Source organism: Chryseobacterium sp. SIMBA_029 (assembly GCF_046535275.1).
In the GTDB taxonomy this organism is placed as follows: Bacteria; Bacteroidota; Bacteroidia; order Flavobacteriales; family Weeksellaceae; genus Chryseobacterium.
In genome coordinates, this window is the sequence record NZ_JAWRXA010000580.1 from 1 (window position 1) to 254 (window position 254).

Annotated in this window: 1 pseudogene; it reads right to left on the reverse strand. The window is 34.6% G+C overall.

The features are described from left to right. Window positions 1-254 (reverse strand): annotated as a pseudogene (locus SB679_RS25300) (DinB superfamily protein); the annotation flags it as partial.

The following is a 254-nucleotide window of genomic DNA, read 5'->3' on the forward strand; positions in this document are numbered from 1 at the left end:
AGTTGATTTGACCCAAATGATAATCCAGATGAGCAATCAGGTGAATCAAGAAGAAATCAGTTGTCATTTTATCTTCAAAAACAACCAATGGGTATTCCTTTTTCAGATCTTCTTCAGAGAGTTGGCTTAATACTGAATCAACGGTGATTATAGTTGTCTCAATTTTTGCAATAAGCTCAATTTTTGGAATATCCTTTAATGAAAATTCAAGCTCACGATGTCTTACATAGCCTGTATTTCCCAGTTGTGTCCCT